The organism is Iodidimonas gelatinilytica, from assembly GCF_008579125.1.
Classification (GTDB): Bacteria; Pseudomonadota; Alphaproteobacteria; order Sphingomonadales; family Rhodothalassiaceae; genus Iodidimonas; species Iodidimonas muriae.
In genome coordinates, this window is the sequence record NZ_BKCL01000001.1 from 376,892 (window position 1) to 394,764 (window position 17,873).

The window sequence follows — 17,873 nt, forward strand, 5'->3', positions numbered from 1 at the left end:
CTGGTCTTACTGATTGGCGGAAAGAGTGACGTGGCTCAAAACATTGACCACACCCAGTCCGGCTACCTGTGCTTCAATCGTGCGGTTGGTGCTGGTGTTGATCAGCCGGATGAAATCGCCAAGTGCGCCATCTTGCATGGCCTTGCCGGTGGCGCTGAGCATCAACCCGCCATGGCGGACCTGCATGGTTACAAATGCTCCTTTTTCCACGAGAACCGGCTTTTGAACTTCGCTCATGCGCAAGGGGGTTCCGGCACGCACTGTGCGGGTAGGGGAAAGCCCGATCAGATCGGCGCTTTCCAAAATCATGGTGCGATTGATGCGCCGTTCGGGCAGTTCGATCCAATCGATATCGGAACGGGAAATGATGTCGTCATCGGACAAGGCGCGGACCAGAACCGGCACCAGACGCACCGGTTCGGCAAGGCCGGAAAGGGTGGTGCGGTTCCAGACGCCGTTTTCCTGGGCGATGGCAATGGTGGCTGTAAACCGGCCGCTGCGCTCATCATGGGAGAGATTTTCAATCTCGATATCACCCAAATCGGCTTGGGGCGCGATATAAAGCGGCGACCGCAAACCCGTGAGGCGGATTTTTAACCGGTCCGGCCCTCCATTTTGGGCAATTTTGTCCATGATCCGTGCTTCCAGAATCTCTGGCGGCACTTTTTTCCCCCTGCGGCTGATGGTGACATATCCACGGCTGTCATCCAGTCCTTCTGAAAGGCCGGCATTGGCCATGGCCCGGTCGATATCGAAGCGCGATAAGGTCATGGATTTCCCCGGCTGCGGGGCCGCAGCGATAACATGATTTTGAGCGGCCCCTGCATCCAGCAGCACATCGCCCAGAGTTACCACGGGTCCATCCACTGTCACTGTGGGTTTTGTCATGGCCGCGATCGCAGCGTTTGAGGTGCAAAATAAAAGCAATGGCAAAAGCAGCCTCAATGCTGTTTTCCGGATCGAAAAACGCGAGAAAATGATACGGGCCATGGGTGTTCTCCAAGTGCTCTGGATTTTCCAGATTGAAATCAATTAGCGTAAGCTATTGACAGCATTCAGCATTTCATCGGATGTGGTGATCACACGGGAATTCAGTTCATAGGCGCGTTGGGCGGTGATCAGATTGGTGATTTCCTGAACCGGATCTACGTTGGATCGTTCGAGAAATCCTTGTTCGATCAGCCCGAAGCCATCGGTGCCCGGGGTGGCAACGCTGGCCGGTCCTGATGCCTGGCTTTCCCGCAACAGGTTCGAGCCAAGGGCTTCAAGTCCGGCTTCATTGGGGAAAATCGCCAGATCAAGCTGGCCGACGATCTGCGGATTGACCTGTCCTTGCAAGGAAACCTGTACTTCGCCTTCCTGATTGATGGTCACATCAACGGCTTCTTGGGGAATGGTGATGCCGGGCAAGACTTCAAACCCCGCCGGTGTGACAAGACGACCATCCTGATCGAGCTGGAAGGAGCCGGCACGGGTATAAAGTTCTTCCCCGTCAGGGCTTTGAACGCGGAAAAAGCCGCTGCCATTGATGGCCAGATCCAAAGAATTGTCCGTGAGTTCAAGGCTGCCCTGGGTGGCGATGCGGTACACACCTGCGGCCCGCACCCCCACACCCACTTGAATACCGGAAGGGACCACATTGCCTTGCGCCGTGGAGTTGGCGCCCACCCGTTCGATGGTCTGGTAAAGCAGATCCTGAAACTCTGCACGGCGGCGCTTGAAGGCGGTGGTGTTAAGATTGGCGATATTGTTGGAGATTACCTCCACATTCATCTGCTGTGCCAACATGCCGGTGGCGGCGGTGCTTAATGCTTTCATTCTTCGTCTCCTTGTGCCCGTTGTACTTGTGTGGGCGGCAATCAGGCTTGAACGCGGGACAGGCGATCAACGGCGCCATCACGCATTTCGGAATAATCGTTCAGGCTGCGTTCCATGGATTGGTAGCTGCGCAACACGCTGATCATATTGGTTACTTGCTGGATGGGGTTGACATTGGACCCTTCCAATGCCCCTTGAACAAGGCGCAGGCCAACGGCCGGGCGCTCGGGGCGATCGGTGAAATAAAGGCTGTCGCCGCGCCGCTCCAGGCCTTGATAATTATCGAACTGGATCATCTGGATCTGGCCGATTTCCCCCAGATCGGAACGGATCGTGCCGTCATCGGAAATAACGATATTCACATCTTCCGGATTGATGCGAATGGGCTGGTCATTGGTGCCTAAAATGCGTTCGCCGGTCTGTGTGACCAATTCACCGGCAACAGACACCTGAAACTTTCCATTGCGTGTATAAAGGCGCTCGCCCTGATCGTTTTCCACCACCATGAAGCCTTCCTTATCAAGGGCCACATCCAGAGGGTTGTTGGTGGGGTTGAGTTCGCCGTTTTTCATATCGGGAACCACGCCATAATCCAGCACCATTTGAACCTGTCGCAGGTCTTTGGGGCCTTCGCCTTTCATTTCGAACAGATAGTCTTGAAACACCACCCGTTCGCGCTTGAAGGCTGTGGTCGAGGCATTGGCAATGTTGTTCGCAATCACATCCATACGGCGCATCATGGCGCCTTGATGAGATAATCCGACTGAAAGTAACGTATCCATGCCCCGTCTCCACAATGTGGCGTGATTGGTTTGCTCCCGGCAATGCAATGGTCGTGCCAGAACAAAAAATCATTTAAAAGCAATATGTTGTGTTTTTTTTGCCCCTGCGAAAACCGCGAAAAGGCCACAAGATAGCGAAGCGGGCGGCAGAGTTTGCCGGTTTGGCAAATCATTTGGATTTTGCGACCCTTACGACTTATTAACACTCTGGATATTAACTATAGGCATAAGGGGCTGGGATTTGCGTTGGTCTTGGCTGTTGGAACGGTAAGAATATGGCAGATAACGACGATATGGATGACGATCTCGACGTGGATGAGCTTGGGGAGCTTGAGGAAAAGCGCCTGAGCGGGAAAAAGATTGTCGTCTTTGGTGGGGCGGCGCTTGTTCTTGTAATCTTGATCGTTCTTGGAGCGATGCTTTTTTTCGGGGGTGGACATAAGGAAGAACCTGATCCGCAAGAGCTTGCCGCCAAAGAAAAGGTTGAACTGATTTTTATCGACCTGCCGGAATTCGTGGTGAATTTGAATACCGGCGAACGCCAGCAGCAGTTTTTGCGCGCCCGTGTCAGCCTGGAGGTGGACCGGGAAAGCGCCCGCGCTGCGGTGGAAGAAAAAATGCCCCGTGTCATCGATGATTTTCAAGTGTATCTGCGGGAGCTTCGTGTGCAAGACCTGAATGGCTCTGCAGGATTGTATCGGTTGAAGGAAGAACTGTTGGTGCGTATCAACCGTTCGGTGGCGCCGGTGGAAGTGAAAGACGTGTTGTTCCGGGAAATGCTGGTCCAGTAAGGCAATCATGGCTGACGAAACTGAAAACGAGGAGATCGACGACGAGGCCGTTGCCGCCGAATGGGAGGCGATGGCCGGTGGCGACGATGCGCCCGATGATGATGCGGTTGCCGCCGAATGGGAAGCCATGGCCGGTGGCGACGAGGAAGAGGACACCGACGATTATAATGGCGGTGCACCGGGCCGGGTGCTCGATCAGGACGAAATCGACAGCCTTTTGGGCTTCGATGGCGACGATGACGATGGTGATGCACACGGCATACAGGCGCTCATCAATAGCGCGCTCGTTTCCTATGAACGTCTGCCCATGCTGGATATTATCTTCGACCGTATGGTTCGGATGATGTCTACATCCTTGCGCAATTTCACCTCCGATAATATTGAAGTAAGTCTCGACAATATCACTTCGGTGCGTTTCGGCGATTATCTCAATTCCATACCATTACCTGCCATGTTGGCGGTCTTTCGCGTTGAGGAATGGGATAATTACGGCCTGATGACCGTGGATAGCTCGTTGATCTATTCCATCGTCGATGTGCTGCTGGGCGGACGCCGCGGCACGGCGGCCATGCGTATTGAAGGGCGGCCTTATACCACCATCGAACAAACGCTGGTGGAGCGGATGATCGCCGTGATCCTCAAGGACATGTCGGCGGCCTTTGAACCCTTGTCACCCACCAATTTCACCTTCGATCGGCTGGAAACAAACCCGCGCTTTGCCACCATTGCCCGCCCCCCCAATGCAGCTGTGCTGATCAAGCTCAGGATTGATATGGAAGACCGCGGCGGGCGTCTGGAATTGCTCTATCCTATGCCACGCTGGAGCCGGTCCGTGAGTTGCTGTTGCAGCGTTTCATGGGGGAAAAATTTGGCCGTGACAGCATTTGGGAAACCCATTTGGCGACGGAATTATGGTCGGCGGATCTGCAGTTACGGGCTGTTCTGGATGAGCAATTGATGAGCCTGCGTGATGTGATGAATCTGCAGGTGGGGCAGACCATTTCTCTCAATGTCTCGCCGGGAGACAGCATGGAAATGCGCTGCGGAGAGGTGCCGATGTTTCGTGGAAAGATGGGACGATCGGGTCAGAATCTTGCCGTTCAGGTTGATGATATCAACCGTTTGAAACGGCGGGCACAAAAGGAATAACGCCATGGATATGACAGAAATGACAGGATTGCTGATGGATGGCATTTTGATCATGCTGCTGGGGGCTGTCCTGTTTGCGTGTATTCGTGTGAATGGTCGCTTGATCGATATGCGAAAAGGCCAAAACGAATTGGCGGGTTTGATGGGGCGGCTTGAAAGCTCCACAAAGCAAGCGCAAGACGCGGTTTCGCACCTTCGCAAGGAAAGTGCAGAGGCCATTGATGATCTGAGCTCCGCTTCAAGAAAGGCGCGGGCGCTGGCCGATGAACTGACATTGATTACAGAAGCGGGCGATAATCTGGCAAATCGGCTGGAGAAAAGACTGACTTCGAAACATGGCGGGGATGAAAATGTGACTCCGATCCGCAGTGGTCGTCCCGATCTTTTGAAGGCGTTGAAGGAAGCACGATGAAGGGCCAGTTTTTGTCCACAGTTTCGGCTTTTGGCAAACCACGCCTTTTGCCAGTCTTCATCCTGACCGCTTCGGTGGTTCTGGCGGCAAAAACCGGCACGCTTTTGGGGGATGTTACACGCCTTGTGACCGAGGCCAGTGCGCAAGAAAACGCGGCTCCGGCCACAACTGCGCCAGCACAGAACGAAGGCGCGCAAGATAGCCTGCCCAAAGCTCAATCTGCACAAATCGGAGCGGCAGCAGATACTGTTGGATCATCTGCAGAACGGTCTAGCCCCCCATTGGGTGGGGTCAGCCGGTCGGAAATGGACCTGCTGCAAGACTTGAGAAAACGGCGCCAACAGCTTGAAGAACGGGAACAACAAGCGGCATTGCGTGAACAGCTTTTGGCATCGACAGAACGCCGGATCGATCAGAAGATCTCGCAATTACGCAGCATCGAACAAGAAATTTCTGCCCTTGTGACACGCCATGAGGAACAGGAAAATGAACAGATCGATAGCATCGTCAAGGTTTATGAAACCATGAAGCCAAAGGATGCGGCATCGATTTTTGAACGGCTGGACATGGACATTCAGCAGCAGGTGGCGACCCGCATGTCGGATCGTAAAATGGCAGCATTGCTTGCGGAAATGGATACGGATGCGGCCAGAATATTAACCACCCGATTGGCGACAACGACACGACTTCCGGATGCGGAAGACCTTATTGGTCAAGAAACAACGCCTTAAGGGGCTTTTAACGACACTGGCTTAAGGTTGTGTTTTATCAGGCGCGTCCAAAAGGCGCATAAGCTCAGGAGCATCGATATATGAGCAGGGCTGTGGCTTTGACCATCGAGGACAGGCTCGCCGAAATCAAGGCGTCGAAAGGTGAAGCTGTAACCGTCGATGAAATCGGCGCTGTCGTTGCAAATCTGGTGTCTTCGCTGGATGGGCAAGGGGTTGGGGCCCGCCGATGTGGGTTCGGAAGTTCGTGAAATTCTGGATTTCATTGCCCGTGCCCGTGATGAACTGTCATCCATGCGCCCCAAAACCATGACCGATAAGCATATTGCAACGGCCCGTGACGAATTGGATGCGGTGGTTGCCCATACGGAAGAAGCCGCAAGCCGGATCATGGATGCGGCCGACAGTCTTGGCGAGATTGCCGGGGATGTGGAAGGGCCAAACGGCGAAAAGCTCTTCACGCTTTCAACGGAGATTTTTGAGGCATCGAGCTTTCAAGACATTACCGGGCAGCGTGTGTCCAAAGTGGTCAGCGTGCTGCGGCATATTGAAGACCGCTTGTCGGCCCTTGCCCTCGCCATTGGCGATACGGTGGTGCATGAAGATGAAGACGAGCGCATTTTTGATGAATGTGGCGAAGTGGTGAATGAAGAGGCCCTGAAGCACGGGCCGCAATTGAATGGCAAGGGCAATTCCCAGGACGATATCGACGCCTTGCTTGCCAGTTTCGATTGAGGTGAGCCATGCGCACCTCCGGGCAGCCGGCCACTTCTCGATTGATCGATCCGACCGTGGGGCTGTTCGTCTCTCTCTATTTCATTATTATTGCGTTTTTCATCGTGATGAATGTGATTTCCAATCAGGAAACCGCGCGGTCCAAAGCGGCGATGGAAAGCCTTGAAGAGGCGTTTGAGCGGCCTTTTGAAGCGAAAGCGAAAACGCCCGGCCTTATTCCTCCGGGGCGACATTCTCAATCCGATAGTGAGTATATTTCCCAAGTCGGTCATTATATTGCCGAGGTTCTGGGGCCATCCCGGACATATCCCGCAGAGGGCGGCAATATTCTTGTCTATGAAGTAGGAGCCAATGCGCTGTTTTTCTCGCAAAGTGCCCGTTTGAGCGAACAAGCGGGTGTCTTTTTTGAAAAAATGGCCGCACTGGTTCAAGAAGTCCCGCAAGGAGACCATCGAAGCATCGCCTTTGTTTTTGGCCAAAAAGGGGACGATGGTTCATTGGCATATCGCCGCGCCAACAGCTTGGCTCAAGCCATGGTGCGCGCCGGTGTGCCCGCATCGTCTCTTGTTGTGGGTCTTGATGCCTTGGCGTCGGGCCGCGAAATCGCCATTCGCCTGCGTACGGAAAAGCGTCCGGATTTTTCGAGGGTAGGGGGATGATCGAGCGCCCAGTACTTATTGTGAAAGCCTCGTCCGGGACACCATCATGGATGGTCAGTCTGGCGGATTTGCTGGCTTTGATGCTGACTTTTTTTGTGCTGCTGTTTTCCATGAACGCCGTTCAGCTTTCAGAATGGCAAGCAGTGGTGTCGTCATTCCGCGAGCAATTCAACCCGGAACAGGCGCGTATCGGAAAAGACGCCAAGCCTGATGCTGACCGGTTGCGAAATTTTGTGCCTTGGGCCTCTAACCCGGATTATCTGTCGGCCCTGTTTTCGGACCGGTGGACTTCCGGTGATCCCTCTGGGGAGGAAGTGGGCTCTTTGGTGCGTCAAACACCGGACCGCGTGATTTTGGGCCTGCCTGCCGATATGGCCTTTGACCTTGGGGCGGCCTCGGTAACACCGGCTGCCAAGAAAATGCTGGAGGATCTGGCAAGCCAGCTCGATCGGTTGGACAATCAATTGGTGGTGTCTGGTCATACCGATCCCAGCCCTGTGAAAGGGCGAGTTTTCGCGTCCAACTGGGAGTTGTCTTTGCGTCGGGCGGAAAGTGTGGCAAATCTTTTAAGAGAATCGGGCTATCAGCGACCGATCAGGATTTTTGGCTATGGAGATGGGCAATTTGACATGATCGATCCCGCTGTACCGCTTGATCAGCGCTCGGAATTCGCACGTCGTGTGGATATCGAGATTTTGGCATGGAAAACGGAGCCGAACAATGAACGCTAAAGCGATCTGGCTTTTGGCGCTTGTGCTGATGCTTGTTTTTCAGAGCATGTCGGGATCTGCGCAAATATCCGCGAACGAGCCCGCCATTTCCGTGCGTAAAGGAGAACATGCGGACTATAGCCGCCTTGTGTTTGATTTTCCCGATGTGCCGCACTATCAGGCCAGCCTGTCCGATGGTGTGATACAACTTCGGTTTTCCAAAGCCTATGCGTTCACTTTTGGTGATCTTGTTCAATATCCGCTGAAGTTCATCCATGATCCAAAGGTGATCTCCGAAGACGGTACGGTGACGGTGGAGCTTCAGGTGACAGGAACAGGCAATTTGCGCCATTTCCTGAACGGCTCCAGCCTTGTGGTGGATTTCCTTGCCGAAGGGCCAGAAGCCGCATCTTCGGCCACGGCGCAAGCACAGCCTGCGCGTCCCTTGCCAGTACAAACAGCGCAAAACTCCGCAAAAGCCCCCCAGGACATGATGGTTTTTACACCCACGGGTGATCCGGGCGCGGTGCCGGTGAACCTGTCTGTAACCGCTGATGGGGTGGAAATGGCCTTTGGCTGGCAAAGGGCAACCACAGCGGCGGTCTTCAAGCGTGCCGGTTGGCTGTGGGCGGTGTTCGAGCGTAAGCGCCCCATGGATCTGTCGGCGGTTCAAGCGGCGATTGCACAGGGGCAGGCTGGACATATTAGCGCTGTTGAACAGATGGACGTGCAGGGCTTTGAAGTGGTGCGCTTCCAGTTGCGCGGCGATCCAGGGATTTCCGTGCGCAGAACCGGAGCCATCTGGCGGCTACGTATGGCCGAAAATGAAACGATACCCCGCAGCTTTGGAGCCTGAACGACAACGCGGCGATGCAGGGGCCGTGATTTTTGTCACGGCGGATGATGTGGGCGGACGCTTGCGGCTTTCGGACCCTGTTATCGGGGATGTTCTGGATATTCTTCCGCTTGGCGATGATGGGCGCGGATTGGCCGAACGCAATCAATATGTGGATTTCGATCTGTTGGCCAGCGCACAAGGGCTGGTGATAAAGGCGTTGTCCGATGATCTTGAAATCGTGCGCTTTTCCACCGGCGTCAGCATCGGGGCGCGGGATGGATTGGCGGTATCGGGGCCGGACCTTGCCTTGAAATTTGAAGCCAGCGCAGGTGGCGCATCCGCACAAACTTTGCTGGATCTTGCCAATTGGCGCAAAGGGCCGATAACGGATTATACCAAAAACGAACAGGCCATGCTTTTGGCGCTGTCAAAAGCCAATCCGGCACAGAGAAAAGCGCTGCGCTGGGATTTGGCACGTTTTTATACGGCTCATGGGGCGGCACCCGAAGCTCATGCCATGCTTCAGCTTTTGAAGGATACGGACCCGCAGATTGAACAAACCATGTTGTGGCGTGCGGTTTCCGGTGTGGTTTTGCTGGATCTTGGGCGCCCTGAACAGGCGTTGAAGCAGTTTCTGGACCCTGATCTGGATGCGGAATCCGATATCTGGTTATGGCGGGCATTGGCTGCAGAAAAAGCCGGACGCATGGAAGATGCCTTGTCTTATTTTCGGCGGGGCAGTGAAGCGCTGGTTCTACATGACCGCCCGTTTTTGACTCAAATACATCTGGCCATGGCTCGTGCGGCCCTTGATCAACAGGCTTATGATGTGGCATCGGGCCAGATTGTGACCTTGCAGAATATGGGGCTGGACGGAACGGCGGCACTGGCCACGGATTATGCCTATGGAAAGCTGGTGCAGCGGCAAGGAGATATCGCCACTGCAAGAGCACGTTTTCAAGATGCCGCCACCGCATCGGATCGGCGTTTGTCCACCCAGGCACGGCTGGACCTGACCAAATTGGAATATGCGGAAGGTGAAATTTCCATCACGGAAGCGACCGAACGGCTGGAGCGCTTGCGCTTTGCATGGCGGGGCGATCTTCTGGAATTGGACGTGCTCGAAACATTGAGCAGCCTATATGCAGAACAGGGGCAATTCCGGCTGGCACTGGAAACATTGCAGCATGCGGCGTCGGCTTTTTCCGAAACGCCAAAGGCGCGGCTATTGGCGGCTCGGATGACCGATATTTTCAGCCGCCTGTTTTTGGACGGGGAAGCCGACGAGTTGCCTCCTCTGGCGGCCTTGGGGCTGTTTTATGATTTCTCGGAATTAACACCTTTGGGTGAGCCGGGGGACCGGATGATCCGTCAATTGGTGGCACGGCTGGTGTCAGTTGATCTGCTGGATCGGGCCGCCGATCTTTTGGAGCATCAGGTCAGCTATCGTCTGGAAGGGTCGGCGCAGGCGCTTGTGGCCGCTCAATTGGGCAAGATTTATCTGCTTGATGGGCGCCCTGAAGAAACCCTTCGGATTATGCGCGCCACCCGCCAAACCGTTCTACCCACTGATGTAATGGTTCAACGGTCTTTGGTATCGTCGCGGGCTTTGGCGGAACTCAAGCGCTATGAAGAAGCAACCGTATTGCTGGAAGATATTTCGGGCCGCGAGGCCGATGAATTACGCGCCGATATTTTCTGGGCCAGCCATGATTGGCCGCAGCTTGCTGCCATCACAAGCCGCCTTTTGGGCACTCGCTGGCAAAATGAGGGTGCGTTGGGCTTGAGAGAGCGGGAAACCCTGATTCGCCGGGCCCTTGCGCTTTCCTTCACCGATGATCGAATGGGGCTTTCACAGCTGCGTAGCCGCTATCAGCCTTTGATTAAAAATGGCGATTATGCGGGCGTGTTCGATCTTTTAACCAGCCCTGATGGTGCACCGGAGGGTGAACTCAGCCGCATTGTTGGCGAGCTTGGGGGCGTGGATCAGTTTCGTTCGTTCTTATCGGCCTATCGTGCTGAATTCACCCCCGAAATTTCTGCCAATGCAGGGGGTGCAGGCACTGGCAGCGGCCTATAACAACGGATTATACGATCTCCCTTGCTGCATGAAAATCCGCAGTCTAGTCTCTCTTACAGACCATATGGACCCTGCTTCCGTTTTGTTGGCCAAGGGCTTTGAACGGAGCATGGTGCCATGGTGCAATAATTGACAGACAGGGAGCTCTCCATGCCGGGATCATCTAAACGTCGTTTTTTCTTTCGCGGGGCCTCAAGCTTGTTCTGGCGATCGGCCTTACGGCTTGCGGTCAAGGTGGCAATGATGCCGTAAATGATCAACGCAGCGGTATGGAGCAAAGTGGCGAAGCGGCAACAGAACAGGCGCAAACCGAAACTCAAAAGCTAATGGCCTTTTTCCAAAAGGCATTTGAAGAAGATGTGGCGCGGTCGCCTATGACACAGGCCTATATGGGCCGCAAGACCGAAGATTACGGGAAATGGGACGATCTGTCCGATGAGGCCGCAGCCGAGGAACTGGTCATCAATAAGGCGCGGTTGGAAGCGCTGAAGTCCTTTGATGTCGAGGCTTTGGAGCCGTCGGCAAAGCTTTCCTATCGCTTGTTCCAAGCGGTGACTTCGCGTGATGTGGAAAGCTATAAATGGCGTAAATACAGCTATCCCGTAAACCAGATGTTTGGCTGGCAGCAGCAAATTCCCAGCTTTTTGATCAATATCCACGGGGTGACAGAAGCCTCGGACGCAGACGCTATATTGCGCGGCTTGAAGGCGTGGACGGCTGGTGGATCAATTGATCGCCCATATGAAAGAGCGGGAAGATATGGGGATCATGCCGCCGAAATTCGTCTATCCCATCGTGATCGAAGCGGCGCGTAATGTAATTACCGGCGCACCTTTTGGTGACAGTAACAAAAACTCGGCTTTGCTGAATGATATCGAAAGCAAAATTGCCAAACTGGATCTGCCGGAAGATGAAGCCGCCGATCTGACCGCCCGTGCCCGCACCGCGCTTAAAGATGTGTTCGGCCCGGCCTATGAACGGCTGATTGCGGAAATGGAGCGGCAGGAAAAGATTGCCACCACCGATGATGGCGTGTGGAAGCTGCCCGATGGCGCGGACTATTACGCGGCGCAATTGGCCAGTTACACCACCACGGATCTGAGCGCAGACGAGATCCACCAGATCGGCCTTGATAATGTGGACCGCATTCATGGCGAAATGCGCCAGATCATGGAGCAGGTGGGCTTTGAAGGCGATTTGCAGGCTTTCTTTGAATTCATGCGCACCGACGAGCAGTTTTATTATGAAAATACCGATGCGGGGCGTCAGCGCTATCTGGATGAAGCAACGGCCCTGATCGACACCATGCGCACCCGCTTGCCGGAAATGTTTGGCATCCTTCCCGAAGCGGATCTGGTGGTAAAGCGGGTGGAGCCATTTCGTGAAAAAGCCGCCGGAAAGGCTTTTTATCAACAACCTGCTTTGGATGGCTCGCGGCCCGGCACCTATTATGCCAATCTTTATGATATGAAGGATATGCCCAGCTATCAGATGGAAGCGCTGGCCTATCATGAAGGTATTCCCGGCCATCATATGCAATTGGCTATTTCGCAAGAACTGGATGGCTTGCCCATGTTCCAGAAGCTGGCGCGCTTCACGGCCTATACAGAAGGATGGGGACTTTATTCGGAATATTTGCCCAAAGATATGGGCTTTTATGAAGATCCCTATTCCGATTTCGGGCGCTTGGCGATGGAGCTGTGGCGGGCCTGCCGCTTGGTGGTGGATACCGGCCTTCATGCCAAGAAATGGACCCGCGAACAGGCCATTGATTATCTAAGGGAAAATACCCCCAATCCCGAAGGTGATGTGGTGAAAGCCATTGAGCGCTATATCGTTATGCCCGGTCAGGCAACGGCCTATATGATCGGCAAGGAAAAGATCCTGGCCTTGCGTGAAAAAGCGCGTTTGGAATTGGGTGAGGCTTTTGATATGCGTGGCTATCATGATGAGGTTTTGCGCCACGGGCCATTGCCTTTGGATATTCTGGAAGAAAATGTGGATGCGTGGATCGCTCTTAAAAAACAGGCAGGTTGATCGGCACGTCCTATCCTTCACGGATATGCGGCCATGGTAGCTGAAGTCCGTTTTTACCACCTCCAGCGCCAGACGCTGGAGGTGGCTTTTCCCAAATTGCTGGAACGGGTGCTTGACCGGGGTCTTAAGGCCTGTGTGCGGGTGCCCGACCCTTCCACTTTGGAAAGCCTTGATCGGGCTTTGTGGACCTATGATCCGGTTTCATTTTTACCCCATGGCACCAAAGAAAGCGGATTTCCTGAGCGTCAGCCCGCTTATCTGACAATGGAAGACACATGTCCCAATGGGGCTGATACGCTGATTTTGATCAATGCAGCTCCGGCGCCGCAGGATCTTGGCGGGTATCAGATGTGCCTTTATATGTTTGATGGTCAGGACGAGGATATTGTTGGCCAGGCCCGCGCGGATTGGTTGGCGTGGAAAGAAAAAACAGAAAAACGAAGCTATTGGCAGCAAAAAGAGCAGGGTAGCTGGGAACAAAAAGCCTGAACAGTTACCGATGGTTCTGGCACTTTGTTCGAACGTGGAAAGAACGCTATTTGTCGGCCATTTCTTTGGGCTGTTTTACCTTTTCAAGAGCCTCTTGCGCCATAAGCCAGCGTTCTTCCGCCGCGTCCATGTCGCGTGTCAGCTTTGCCTGTTCTTGTTGCAGATGGGCGGCTTTGGCGGCTCCATTGGCCACCGAGCATCATAAAGCCCCGGATTGTTCAAAGCACGTTCAATGCGGGCGATTTTTTTCGTCAGATCATCCATATGCGCTTCCGCATCTGCCAGAGCCTGCTTTAAGGGCGCCAGTTTTGCACGGGCTTGTGCTGCTGCCCGACGGTCGGATTTGCGCTGATCATTGGCGGCTTGATCCTTGTCATTGGAATCCGTGCGCGCCCCGCGCGCTTTCAAAAGCTTTTGCCGGTAATCCTCGATATTTCCGTCGAAAGAATGGACGCCGCCATTTTCCACAACCCACAGCCGGTCGGCGCAGGCTTCCACCAGCCGGCGATCATGGCTGATCAAAATAACAGCCCCGTCAAATTCATTCAAAGCGCGGATCAGGGCTTCGCGGCTGTCGATATCCAGATGGTTTGTGGGTTCATCCAGAATCATCACTTGCGGGGCTGCATGGGCCATCAAGGCAAATAACAGCCGTGCCTTTTCCCCCCCTGACAAGGTTTCCACGGCCCGGTCGGCTTTATCGGCGGAAAACCCGAAACTGCCCAATCGGGTCCGTACCTTGGTTTCGGTGCTATCGGGCATAACACGGGCCATATGATCATAAGGAGATTCCTTGGCCCGCAATTCATCAAGCTGATGTTGGGCGAAATACCCCACCTTCAGGGTGCGCGGCACAGTCAGCTTGCCGGTCATGGGCTTCAAGCGCTTGGAAATCAGCTTGGCAAAGGTGGATTTGCCATTCCCGTTAGACCCCAAAAGCGCAATGCGGTCATCGGGGTCGATCCGCAGGTCCAAATTGCGCAGGACAGGCTTGTCTTCCTGATAGCCGACCGATACGGCATCAAGGGTTATCAGGGGGGGCGATAAAGGCGAGGGTTTGGGGAAATTGAACGGCACAGTGTGTTCTTCCACCACCGAGGCGATGGGTTTTAGCCGCTCCAGCATTTTAAGGCGGCTTTGCGCCTGACTGGCCTTATTGGCCTTGGCGCGGAAACGATCAACAAAGGCCTGCAGGTGCCGCCTTTGGGCATCTTGCTTCGATTTCATGGCGGCTAAGCGTTCATTGCGTAAAAGCCGTGCATTTTCAAAGGCATCATAGCCACCGGCATAAGAAACCAGCCGACCCTGTTCCAGATGCAGAATCGAGGTCACGGCACGGTTGAGCAAAGAACGGTCATGGCTGACCACCACAACGGTATAGGGATAGGTGCGCAAGAAGCTTTCCAGCCAGATGACGCCCTCCAGATCCAGATAGTTTGTTGGTTCATCCAACAGCAACAGATCGGGCCGGGTGAACAAGGCAGAGGCCAAAGCCACGCGCATACGCCACCCACCGGAAAAGCTGTTCAGGGGCCGCGCTTGTGCTTCGGCATCAAAGCCAAGACCGGATAGAATAGAGGCCGCGCGGGCTGTGGCGGAATGGGCTTCGAGATCGGCTAATCGTGTATGAATATCGGCAATTCGATGGGGGTCGGTTGCGGTTTCTGCCTCTTTTTGCAGATCGCGCATTTCATAATGGGCATCCAGCACCGCTTCCACCAAAGAGCGCGGCCCATCGGGGGCTTCTTGCCCCACCAGAGTAAAGGCGGCGCGGGGGCGAATATGGATGGAGCCGCCTTCTGGAGACAAGGTACCGGTAATCAGTCCCAAAAGTGTGGATTTGCCAGCCCCATTGCGGCCGATCAGGCCCACTTTCTGGCCCGGCGTCACATGGGTGGTGGCGCGGTCGAATAAAAGACGGTCGCCAATACGGTATGTCAGATCTTTGATATGCAGCATGATGGGACCGCTCTAGTACATTTTTGGGCGCACGGAAACCATTTGCCCCAAAAAGAAGAAAGCCAAGCGCAGAGACAAGCGCAAATGCTTGCAGTTAATGCTGTGATCGCTTACAAGCCGCGCGAACCTTTTCCCCAGTAATTAAAAGTCAGGGACATCGCTATCATGGCTCTTGAACGTACCTTTTCGATCATCAAACCCGATGCCACGCGCCGCAATCTGACCGGCAAGATCAATGCCATGTTGGAAGACGCCGGTTTGCGCATTGTTGCGCAAAAGCGCGCCCAGCTTACCAAAGCACAGGCCGAAGGTTTTTATGCCGTGCATAAAGAGCGTCCGTTCTTCAACGATCTTGTGGCCTTCATGACATCCGGTCCGGTTGTTTTGCAGGTTCTGGAAGGCGAAAATGCTGTTTTGAAAAACCGCGAAATCATGGGCGCCACCAATCCTGCCGATGCGGCGGAAGGCACCATCCGCAAAAGCTTTGCCGAAAGCATTGAAGCCAATTCCGTTCATGGCTCTGACAGCCCGGAAAATGCGGCTATCGAGATTGCCTATTTCTTCTCCGGCATTGAAATCGTCGGCTGAATTTAATGCCGCTTTGGGCGGTCATCTGATGACGGAAGGCGTGGAGGAATTTCTCCGCGCCTTTTTTTGTGGCCAAAGGGTCAGGAGCCGGATGAATCGTCGGGCAAAAGCCCGGAAACCGGTATGGGGCTGATCAGGCCTTGTTGCGGCAGATCCAGATCCTTGCCCGTTACCCGTGCGCCCGAAGGCCTGATCTGTTTCGAGGCAATCAGGCGCACCGCTTCCACATAAATCTGATGCTCATATCCCAATACCCGCTGCCCCAAAGTCGCCGCTGTGTCATCGGCCAGAACGGGTACAACGGCCTGAATGATGATGGGGCCGGAGTCCATTTCGGGGCGCACATAATGCACGGTGCAGCCGGTAAAGCGCACACCATCTTCCAGTGCACGCTCATGGGTTTTCAGGCCCCGATAGCTTGGCAATAAAGAGGGATGGATATTGATCATCCGGTTGTGCCAGCGGCTGACAAATTCCGGGTCCAGCAAGCGCATGAAGCCCGCAAGGCACACCAGCTCCACCCCATAGTCGGTCAGCCCCACATGCAAGGCATTGTCGAAATCGGCGCGGCTGTCGAAATCCGTATGCTCGATCACCAGCGTGTCGATTCCGGCTTCACGGGCATAGCTCAATCCGCTGGCATCTTTGCGATTTGAAATGACCACGGCGATGCGGGCGGGAAAATTTTCATCCGCGCAGGCATCAATCAAGGCACGTAAATTGGAGCCACGTCCAGAAATGAGAACACCGAGGTTCATGCGGGCCATGGGTTATTCAATCCCTTTATTATCGGTATCGAAGCCTTCACGGCTGTTCCATGCGCTTTTGTGGGCATAGACGCGACATCTTGCTTCCCTGTCTTTTTGTGGCTCGATGCGCCCGATGGCATAGGCCGTTTCATTGGCGGCACGCAAAGCCTCAAGGGTGCTGTCCAGCGCATTTTCAGCCACAACCAACACCATGCCAATGCCGCAATTAAAGGTACGGGCCAATTCAAAGGGGGTGATATGCCCGGCTTCTTGTAGCCAGGAAAACACCGCAGGGAAGGGCCAGCTTGAAGCATCAACCAAAGCCCGCACGCCCTTGGGCAGGCACCGGGGGATATTTTCAAGCAATCCGCCGCCGGTGATATGTGCCATCCCCTTGATGGCACCGCTGCGGGCCAAGGGAAGACAGCTTTTTATATAAAGTTTTGTCGGGGTGAGCAGTGCCTCGCCAAGCTTCGGGATCCATCGAAAGGCGCGGGCGCACTGTAATCCAACGCCAAATCGGCCACCAGTTTACGGACCAGGGAATATCCATTGGAATGAACGCCAGAGGAGGCCAGACCAATGAGATGATCGCCTGCTTTGATGGATTCGCCGGTGATCAGGCTGCCCCGTTCGGCAGCCCCCACAACAAAGCCCGCCAGATCATAGTCACCATGGCTATACATGCCCGGCATTTCTGCCGTTTCGCCGCCAATCAAGGCACAGCCGGCCTGCCTGCATCCTTCGGCGATGCCGGTTACCACATCTGCGGCAAGAGGACCGGACAGGCGGCTGGTGGCGAAATAATCAAGAAAGAACAAGGGTTCCGCACCTTGCACCAGAACATCATTGGCGCACATGGCCACCAGATCAATGCCGATGCTATCGTGCTTGCCCGCAGCCTGGGCGATTTTGAGCTTGGTGCCCACACCATCGGTGCCGGAAACCAGAATGGGATCATTATAACCGGCAGCTTTCAAATCGAACAGCGCCCCAAAGCCGCCAAGGGCTGCATCGGCACCGGATCGGCGGGTCGAGGCCGCGGCGGGCTTGATGGCATCCACAAGGGCGTCGCCCGCGGCAATATCAACGCCAGAGTCCGCATAGGTATAGGATCGGGGGCTTTTTCCGGTCACGATGGCATGTCCTCTGATACCGATTCGAGGGGTGAGCAACATGAAGGGAAATCCACAGCGAGGGCAAGTCCCTTTCCCATTAAAATGCGAAATCGAAGCGTTGATGCGACAATGATGATATAGCGCGGGTTTAGGGGCTGGACCCGGAAACGCTGCGCCATCAGATTGTCGAAATCGCGCATCATGGTTCCATGCTTGCAAACAAGGCGTTAC

Annotated in this window: 16 protein-coding genes and 3 pseudogenes; 13 read left to right on the plus strand and 6 right to left on the minus strand. The window is 54.6% G+C overall.

Features of this window, described 5'->3' with window-relative positions; genetic code table 11:
* Positions 1-6: 6 nt before the first annotated feature.
* The 3 genes from flgA to flgF form a co-directional block, all read right to left on the minus strand.
* Positions 7-888: a flagellar basal body P-ring formation chaperone FlgA gene (flgA, locus tag JCM17844_RS01650; protein ID WP_210431143.1), complete on the minus strand. Its 882-nt coding sequence runs from the start codon at positions 886-888 to the stop codon at positions 7-9.
* Between the two features lie 144 nt (positions 889-1,032).
* Entirely contained in the window at positions 1,033-1,818 is a 786-nt protein-coding gene (flgG, locus tag JCM17844_RS01655; RefSeq protein WP_149999354.1) for a flagellar basal-body rod protein FlgG, read from the minus strand.
* A 41-nt stretch (positions 1,819-1,859) separates the two neighbouring features.
* Positions 1,860-2,600, minus strand: coding sequence for a flagellar basal-body rod protein FlgF (flgF, locus tag JCM17844_RS01660; protein WP_149999355.1), 741 nt, complete (start codon positions 2,598-2,600; stop codon positions 1,860-1,862).
* A 275-nt stretch (positions 2,601-2,875) separates the two neighbouring features.
* On the opposite strand from flgF, the gene JCM17844_RS01665 reads away from it, so the two are divergent.
* The 12 genes and pseudogenes from JCM17844_RS01665 (at position 2,876) to JCM17844_RS01715 (ending at position 13,228) form a co-directional block, all read left to right on the plus strand.
* Positions 2,876-3,391, plus strand: a complete 516-nt coding sequence (locus JCM17844_RS01665; RefSeq protein WP_210431144.1) for a flagellar basal body-associated FliL family protein — start codon at positions 2,876-2,878, stop codon at positions 3,389-3,391.
* Positions 3,392-3,398: 7 nt separating this feature from the next.
* Positions 3,399-4,540, plus strand: a pseudogene (gene fliM / locus JCM17844_RS01670) (flagellar motor switch protein FliM).
* A gap of 4 nt (positions 4,541-4,544) precedes the next feature.
* Positions 4,545-4,952, plus strand: a complete 408-nt coding sequence (locus JCM17844_RS01675) for a DUF6468 domain-containing protein (RefSeq protein ID WP_149999356.1) — start codon at positions 4,545-4,547, stop codon at positions 4,950-4,952.
* Positions 4,949-5,683 (plus strand): MotE family protein, encoded by a 735-nt coding sequence (locus JCM17844_RS01680; protein WP_149999357.1) that lies wholly within the window; start codon positions 4,949-4,951, stop codon positions 5,681-5,683. Before JCM17844_RS01675 ends, JCM17844_RS01680 begins: the two co-directional genes overlap by 4 nt.
* A gap of 80 nt (positions 5,684-5,763) precedes the next feature.
* Positions 5,764-5,931 carry a hypothetical protein gene (locus JCM17844_RS14080; RefSeq protein ID WP_210431147.1) on the plus strand — a complete coding sequence of 56 codons (168 nt, stop codon included), beginning with the start codon at positions 5,764-5,766 and terminating at the stop codon, positions 5,929-5,931.
* Complete coding sequence (locus tag JCM17844_RS01685; protein WP_210431148.1) at positions 5,912-6,415, plus strand: protein phosphatase CheZ; 504 nt, start codon at positions 5,912-5,914, stop codon at positions 6,413-6,415. The genes JCM17844_RS14080 and JCM17844_RS01685 overlap by 20 nt, the downstream gene beginning before the upstream one ends.
* 8 nt (positions 6,416-6,423) lie before the next feature.
* Positions 6,424-7,074 (plus strand): hypothetical protein, encoded by a 651-nt coding sequence (locus tag JCM17844_RS01690; protein ID WP_149999359.1) that lies wholly within the window; start codon positions 6,424-6,426, stop codon positions 7,072-7,074.
* The gene (locus tag JCM17844_RS01695; protein ID WP_149999360.1) at positions 7,071-7,805 is read left to right on the plus strand and encodes an OmpA/MotB family protein; all 735 of its coding nucleotides are present in this window, start codon (positions 7,071-7,073) and stop codon (positions 7,803-7,805) included. The genes JCM17844_RS01690 and JCM17844_RS01695 overlap by 4 nt, the downstream gene beginning before the upstream one ends.
* Entirely contained in the window at positions 7,795-8,640 is an 846-nt protein-coding gene (locus tag JCM17844_RS01700) for a hypothetical protein (RefSeq protein WP_149999361.1), read from the plus strand. The genes JCM17844_RS01695 and JCM17844_RS01700 overlap by 11 nt, the downstream gene beginning before the upstream one ends.
* The gene (locus JCM17844_RS01705; RefSeq protein WP_149999362.1) at positions 8,609-10,702 is read left to right on the plus strand and encodes a tetratricopeptide repeat protein; all 2,094 of its coding nucleotides are present in this window, start codon (positions 8,609-8,611) and stop codon (positions 10,700-10,702) included. Before JCM17844_RS01700 ends, JCM17844_RS01705 begins: the two co-directional genes overlap by 32 nt.
* Positions 10,703-10,971: 269 nt before the next feature.
* Positions 10,972-12,739 (plus strand): annotated as a pseudogene (locus JCM17844_RS01710) (DUF885 domain-containing protein).
* A 33-nt stretch (positions 12,740-12,772) separates the two neighbouring features.
* A complete protein-coding gene (locus JCM17844_RS01715) occupies positions 12,773-13,228 on the plus strand; it encodes a DNA polymerase III subunit chi (RefSeq protein ID WP_149999363.1) in 456 nt (151 codons plus the stop codon).
* Between the two features lie 138 nt (positions 13,229-13,366).
* On the opposite strand, the gene JCM17844_RS01720 is transcribed toward JCM17844_RS01715, so the two are convergent.
* Complete coding sequence (locus tag JCM17844_RS01720; protein WP_210431151.1) at positions 13,367-15,187, minus strand: ABC-F family ATP-binding cassette domain-containing protein; 1,821 nt, start codon at positions 15,185-15,187, stop codon at positions 13,367-13,369.
* A 165-nt stretch (positions 15,188-15,352) separates the two neighbouring features.
* Between JCM17844_RS01720 and ndk the strand changes: the two genes are divergently transcribed.
* On the plus strand, positions 15,353-15,775 hold the full coding sequence (ndk, locus tag JCM17844_RS01725; protein WP_149999364.1) for a nucleoside-diphosphate kinase: 423 nt from the start codon (positions 15,353-15,355) through the stop codon (positions 15,773-15,775).
* A gap of 80 nt (positions 15,776-15,855) precedes the next feature.
* Here ndk and purN read toward each other — a convergent pair whose 3' ends face one another.
* Both purN and purM read right to left on the minus strand, forming a co-directional pair.
* Complete coding sequence (gene purN, locus JCM17844_RS01730; RefSeq protein WP_149999365.1) at positions 15,856-16,542, minus strand: phosphoribosylglycinamide formyltransferase; 687 nt, start codon at positions 16,540-16,542, stop codon at positions 15,856-15,858.
* A 3-nt stretch (positions 16,543-16,545) separates the two neighbouring features.
* A pseudogene (gene purM / locus JCM17844_RS17035) lies at positions 16,546-17,702 on the minus strand (phosphoribosylformylglycinamidine cyclo-ligase).
* Positions 17,703-17,873 lie beyond the last annotated feature (171 nt).